At 63.2% G+C, this 6,148-nt stretch carries 6 protein-coding genes; all 6 read left to right on the forward strand.

Annotated elements, in window-relative coordinates:
- The first annotated feature begins 245 nt into the window (after positions 1-245).
- Positions 246-698, forward strand: coding sequence for an Rrf2 family transcriptional regulator (locus EOA86_RS18305; protein WP_065006488.1), 453 nt, complete (start codon positions 246-248; stop codon positions 696-698).
- A 37-nt stretch (positions 699-735) separates the two neighbouring features.
- Entirely contained in the window at positions 736-2,085 is a 1,350-nt protein-coding gene (locus EOA86_RS18310; RefSeq protein WP_128342947.1) for an FAD/NAD(P)-binding protein, read from the forward strand.
- Between the two features lie 208 nt (positions 2,086-2,293).
- Entirely contained in the window at positions 2,294-3,751 is a 1,458-nt protein-coding gene (locus EOA86_RS18315; protein WP_128342949.1) for a pyridoxal-phosphate dependent enzyme, read from the forward strand.
- Positions 3,748-4,929, forward strand: coding sequence for a cystathionine gamma-synthase (locus EOA86_RS18320; protein WP_128342950.1), 1,182 nt, complete (start codon positions 3,748-3,750; stop codon positions 4,927-4,929). The genes EOA86_RS18315 and EOA86_RS18320 overlap by 4 nt, the downstream gene beginning before the upstream one ends.
- 127 nt (positions 4,930-5,056) lie before the next feature.
- Positions 5,057-5,245, forward strand: coding sequence for a DUF1059 domain-containing protein (locus EOA86_RS18325; protein WP_127211681.1), 189 nt, complete (start codon positions 5,057-5,059; stop codon positions 5,243-5,245).
- Between the two features lie 193 nt (positions 5,246-5,438).
- The coding region (locus EOA86_RS18330) for a GlxA family transcriptional regulator (RefSeq protein ID WP_164891813.1) at positions 5,439-6,148 on the forward strand (710 nt) is incomplete at its 3' end.

Below are 6,148 nucleotides of genomic sequence, written 5' to 3' on the forward strand. Positions count from 1 at the left end.
CATATCGCGGCGATCGCCTGAGCATGATGTCGAGCGCTGGCTGTCCAATTGGCGTTCTCGCAGGAGGAAGAACGTCCGGCAAATAGCCTCAACGGCTGAAAACGAAGCAAAATCAACGGTGCCCGGCTTGTATATCATGTTACTAGAATTTATGTGTCATACAGGCTTGGACGCGGTGGGACGCACGCCAGGCGCTTCGCAACTGGTGCCCCTGCGCCATCGCACGACAGGAAAACGTTCGGTCTATGCTCACGAAAAAGGGCAAGTACGGCCTCAAGGCGCTCGTCCATCTTGCGCGGCTGCCGGTTGGACAGCTCGCCTTCGTTGGCGATATCGCCACCCGAAACAACATCCCGAAGAAATTTCTCGATGCCATCCTGGTTGAGCTGCGCAACGCCGGTTTCGTCCAGAGCCGCAAGGGCAAGGAGGGCGGCTATCGCCTGGCGCGGCCGGCGGATGAAATCAAGATCGGCCACGTCGTGCGCGTGCTCGACGGGCCGCTTGCCCCCATTCCCTGCGCCAGCCGCACCCGGTATCAGCGCTGTGAAGACTGCAACGAGGCGACATGCCAAGTCCGACATCTGATGCTCGAGGTCCGGCAAGCGATCGCCGAGGTGCTGGATCAGCGCAGCCTCGCCGAGATGCGCGATATCGCCGGCGACGAAGACCTTTCGGCTGCGTTGAAAATCCAGGCCTGAGCCGGAACCGACGGCTCCCGAGACAATTGGTGCGCTCATGACCGGGCGCGCAAATTCGACCGTCCCGAATTCTATCGTTATCGTTGGCGGCGGCGCCAGCGGCGTCGTCCTTGCCGCGCATCTGTTGAAATCGCCCAATCCGGATCTTCGTGTCACCCTGATCGAAAAGCGCCCGCATTTCGGCCAGGGCATCGCCTATTCCACGCTGCTGTCGGCGCATGTGCTGAATGTCAGCGCGGCCGGCATGAGCGCCTATGCCGACGATCCCGGCAATTTCTGGCGCTGGCTGCTTGAATGCGGCCTGGCAACCCCAGAGCAGGCGCCGGTCTACGCGCCGCGCAGCGTCTATGCCCGCTACCTGAAGGAGCTGTTGGACGAGCTCGAGGCTCGCGAGACGGGGCGTCTTCGCCTGATCCGTGAAGAAAGCCTGACGATCTCGCCGACCGAGTCCGGGGCCGAGGTGACGCTGGCCAACGGCACCAGCGTCGTCGCCCACCTTGCCGTGCTGGCGACCGGGCACGACGAGGAGCCGGGCGCCGGCCAGGGCCATGCGATCAGGATGGGATCGGAAGTCGACACCACGCTCGACCCCGAAGCCCGAGTCCTGGTGATGGGCACCGGCTTGAGCATGGTCGATGCGTTCCTGTCGCTGGAACAGCGCGGCCATCGCGGTGAGATTATTGCGGTGTCACGGCGCGGCCTGCTGCCTTCGCCGCACCGCAAGGGCAATCCGATCAAGCTCGACGTCGCCGACATTCCGCTCGGCACCCAGCTTTCTTATTTTGTCGGCTGGTTTCGCGACCTGATCCGGGCAAATCAGAAGGCCGGCATCGACTGGCGCGACGTCGTCGATGGGCTCAGGCCATTCAACCAGAAGATCTGGCAGAACTGGCCGTCTTCGGCCAAGCGCCGCTTTGTCGAGCACACCAAGGCATGGTGGGACATTCACCGCCATCGCATGGCGCCACAGGTCTACGCCCGCGTCAGCGAGGCGGTTCAATCGGGCCGCATCCGGCTTGTCGCCGGGCGTGTCGTTGGCATCGCGGCGGGCGACGAATTCACCGTGCAAATCCAGTCGCGCCACACGCAGCGTCTCGAAACATGCGACGTCGCCCGCATCTACGATTGCACCGGCATCGCCAGGGACATCTCGACCACCTCGAACAGCGTGGTGCGGTCGCTGGTAGACCGCGGGCTGGCCCGGCCGGATCCGCTGCGCCTTGGCCTCGACGTATCAGACAATTGCGAGGTCATCGCCAGCGACGGCACCGTATCGGCCAAGATCCTCGCGGTCGGGCCGCTGACGCGCGGCACCTTCTTCGAGATCGACGCCATTCCCGATATCCGCGTCCAGTGCGCGCGTCTGAGCAAGCGGTTGCTGGGGTGAGGCAGAATCTGTTGATGGCAGAGGGGATGGGAAGGATTGCTGCAGAAGGTGTTTGGGTTGAGACCACCAGCAGCTGAAGACTGGAATCCCATTCCCCGTCTGGCCAACGGATTGGCACGATCTATCTTCTTTCAGACTGCAAACGGCTGGAAAAGACGATAGGCTGACAGCCTGCCCAAGGCGGTCGCTTGACCATGGAGCATCTGATATGAGCAAGCCCAAGATCGCCGCACCCGACAGTTCCCCCTCGGGCAGTGCCCATTCGGACAGTGCATCGTCTCGTCTGCGCCCGCCCTATGCTTCGGTTCTCGACCTGATCGGGCAGACGCCGGTCATCGAGCTAACCAAATTCGACGTCGGCAAGTGCCGACTGTTCATCAAGCTCGAAAGCCAGAATCCCGGTGGCTCGATCAAGGACCGCATCGCGCTGTCGATGATTGCCGCCGCCGAAAAACAGGGCAAGCTGAAGCGCGGCGGCACCATCGTCGAGGCGACCGCCGGCAACACCGGTCTCGGCCTCGCCCAGGTCGGCATCCCCAAGGGCTACCGCATCATCCTGGTCGTGCCCGACAAGATGTCGCGCGAAAAAATCCAGCATTTGCGGGCGCTCGGCGCGGAAGTGCGCATGACCCGTTCCGATGTCGGCAAGGGTCACGCCGAATACTATCAGGACATGGCCGAAAAGATCGCCGCCGAGCTGCCCGGCGCCTTTTATGCCAACCAGTTCGCCAATTCGGCCAATCCGGACGCCCATGAAACCACGACCGGTCCCGAGATTTATTCGCAGCTTGACGGTGACGTCGACGCCGTGATCGTCGGCGTCGGTTCGGGCGGCACGCTGACCGGGCTTGGCCGCTACTTCGCAGCGGTCTCGCCGAAGACCGAGATGATTCTCGCCGATCCGGTCGGCTCGGTGCTGGCGCCGTTGATCAAGACCGGCAAGATGCAAGAGGCCGGAAGCTGGACCGTGGAAGGCATCGGCGAGGATTTTGTGCCGCCCAATGCCGATCTGTCCCTGGTCAAAAAGGCCTACTCGATCACCGACAAGCAGAGCATGCTGGCGGTGCGCGACCTGCTGTCCAAGGAGGGCATCCTCGCCGGCTCGTCGTCCGGCACCCTGCTTTCGACGGCGCTTCGCTATTGCCGCGAGCAAACCGTGCCGAAGCGGGTCGTCACCTTCGTCTGCGACAGCGGCAACAAATATCTGTCGAAAGTGTTCGACGACTTCTGGCTGATCGAGCAGGGCCTCGCCGAGCACGAGCAGCATGGCGACCTGCGCGATCTGGTGATGCGCACACACCGCACCGGCGACATCGTGTCTGTCGGCCCGGACGAAAGCCTGCTCAACGCCTATGGCCGCATGCGCCGCTCGGATGTCTCGCAATTGCCGGTGCTGGACGACGGCAAGCTGGTCGGCATCGTCGACGAAAGCGATATCCTCGCCCACGTCGAAGGCCCCTATGACAGCCGCTGGGACCGCTTCAAGGCCCCGGTGCGCACGGCCATGACTGCCAATTTGCACACGCTGCAGGCCAGCCAGACGCTGGACGCGCTGCTGCCGGTGTTCGACCGCAACGAGGTCGCGATCGTCTTCGATGGCGACGAATTCATCGGCCTGATAACCCGCATCGACCTGATCAACCATCTGAGGCGCCGCGCAAGATGACCATCAAAGCCACCGTATCGGGCAGGAACCGTCTGGCCTTCTCGACGCGCACGATCCATGGCGGCCAGAGCCACGACCCGACGACGGGCGCGGTGATGGTGCCGATCTATGCGACCTCGACCTATGGCCAGCAGAGCCCGGGCGTGCACAAGGGTTTTGAATATGCCCGCAGCCAGAACCCGACCCGCTTCGCCTTCGAGCGCGCGGTGGCCGATCTCGAAAGCGGCGCAGCCGCCTTCGCTTTCGCCTCGGGTCTGGCGGCGATCGCCACCATTTTCGAACTGCTCGATTCCGGCGCCCATGTCGTCGCCACCGACGACATCTATGGCGGCACCTTCCGGCTGCTGGAGCGGGTGCGCAAACGCTCGGCCAACCTCCAGGTCGACTTCGTCGACTTCACCGATCTTGCCGCGGTCGAAGCGGCGATTCGCCCGGAAACCAAAATGCTCTGGGTCGAGACGCCAACCAACCCGCTGCTGCGTGTCGTCGATCTCGAAGCGATCGCAGCACTAGCCAGGCGCAAAGGCGTGCTCTCGGTTGCCGACAACACCTTCTGCAGCCCCTATCTGCAGCGGCCGCTGGAACTCGGCATCGACATATCAGTCCACTCGACGACGAAATACCTCAACGGCCATTCCGACATGGTCGGCGGCGTCGCCGTAGTCGGCGACAACAAGGATCTCGTCGACCGCCTGAAATTCCTGCAGAACGCCATCGGCGCCATATCAGGGCCGTTCGACAGTTTTCTGGCGCTGCGCGGCCTCAAGACGCTGGCGCTGAGGATGGAGCGCCATTCGTCAAACGGCCAGAAGATCGCGCACTGGCTGGAAAGCCGCCCCGACATCCGCCGGGTCATCTATCCCGGTCTCACCAGCCACCCGCAGCATGCCATCGCCAGGCGGCAGATGCATGCCTTCGGCGGCATGATCACAGTCGAGCTCGACCGCGACCTCGCCGGCACCAAGCGTTTCCTCGAGCACACGCAACTGTTCACGCTGGCCGAAAGCCTCGGCGGCGTCGAAAGCCTGATCGAGCACCCGGCGCTGATGACGCACGGCTCGATCCCGGCCGGGAAGCGGGCCGAGATTGGGATTTCCGATTCGCTGGTGCGGTTGTCGGTCGGGATCGAGGACGGCGATGATCTGATTGCGGATCTGGATCAGGCGCTGGCGAGTTGAGCGGGGCCGTCCCGTTGGATAGTGGCGTCAGGTTGAAATTTCCCGGCTGACTGGAGCATCTAACTGTGAATTGACAAAGGCGACGTACCCTCGCTTTGCTATCTGGGCAACCCTGGGAGGGAAAGCCATGGCTTACTCGTATCGTTGCAGGAACTATCCGGGAAACGAGGCATGTCCAGCGACGTTCACGGCAGAGACCGAGGCGGAAGTGATGAAGCATGTCGAACTTCACGGCGCGATCGCTCATGGGGAAGACCCGAAGCAATGGTCGCCGGAAGACCGTGAACAGGTCAAGAAGCTAATTGTAGCTACCTAAACCTGCTGTATGGAACGCGCAGAGCGCCCGTCACGATCTCCAATGCTTCGGCAAGCATTTAGGAGTTCGGCCCGATAGGCGACGCCGCCTAGACGCGGTGAAAATTTCAACTGACCACCACCGCCCGTTGACCTGAGTGGCATCCGGCGGAACTGTGGTCTTTCCTGAAATTGCCGACAGGCACGATTGAAGCATGTCCATTCGCGAGCGCCACCAACCACCGGCAACCGAAGGCCCCCTCACCTTCGCGGTGCTGGTCTTCCCCGGCTTTCCGATGATGGCGTTCAGTTCGGTCATCGAGCCTTTGCGCGCGGCGAATGTGCTGGCGAAGCGGGAATGCTACCGCTGGATCATCGTCGGCGCCGCCGAGGGGCCGGTCGAGGCCTCGAACGGCGTCGTCATCCAGCCCGGCTTCTTCGCTGAAAATGCGCCGAAGGTGGACCGCGTCGTCGTCTGCTCGGGCGGTGATGCCGATCATCTCGTCGCGGAGGACGCGGTGGGCTGGATCCGCAGGAGCCTGCGCGGCGGCGCCCATATCGGCGCGGTGGCGGATGCCGCGTTCTTCCTTGCCCGCGCGGGCCTGCTCGACGGCCATGCCTGCACCTTGCACTGGACCAGCCAGGCCGCCTTCACCGAGGCCTTTCCGGACATCGAGCTCAGGCGCGATCTCTACGTCATCGACCGCAAGCGCTTCACCTCGGCCGGCGGCGTCGGCAGCCTCGACATGATGCTGGAGATCATCACATCAGACTATGGCGCCGAACTTGCCGCCGGCGTCGCCGAATGGTTCGTCCACAGCCCGCTGCGCTCCAGCGTCGACCGCAAGCTGATGCCGCTGCGCTTACGCACCGGCGTCCAGAACGAACTGGTGCTGTCGGCCATCGCCATCATGGAGGATGCGGT

It is taken from the genome of Mesorhizobium sp. M5C.F.Ca.IN.020.32.2.1, assembly GCF_004023105.1.
In the GTDB taxonomy this organism is placed as follows: Bacteria; Pseudomonadota; Alphaproteobacteria; order Rhizobiales; family Rhizobiaceae; genus Mesorhizobium; species Mesorhizobium wenxiniae.

What these genes read in the sequence shown, in the direction of transcription:
- EOA86_RS18310 (WP_128342947.1), top strand. Translation starts at nt 736, where the DNA reads ATGACCGGGCGCGCAAATTCGACCGTCCCGAATTCTATCGTTATCGTT.
- EOA86_RS18305 (WP_065006488.1), top strand. Translation starts at nt 246, where the DNA reads ATGCTCACGAAAAAGGGCAAGTACGGCCTCAAGGCGCTCGTCCATCTT.
- EOA86_RS18325 (WP_127211681.1), top strand. Translation starts at nt 5,057, where the DNA reads ATGGCTTACTCGTATCGTTGCAGGAACTATCCGGGAAACGAGGCATGT.
- EOA86_RS18320 (WP_128342950.1), top strand. Translation starts at nt 3,748, where the DNA reads ATGACCATCAAAGCCACCGTATCGGGCAGGAACCGTCTGGCCTTCTCG.
- EOA86_RS18315 (WP_128342949.1), top strand. Translation starts at nt 2,294, where the DNA reads ATGAGCAAGCCCAAGATCGCCGCACCCGACAGTTCCCCCTCGGGCAGT.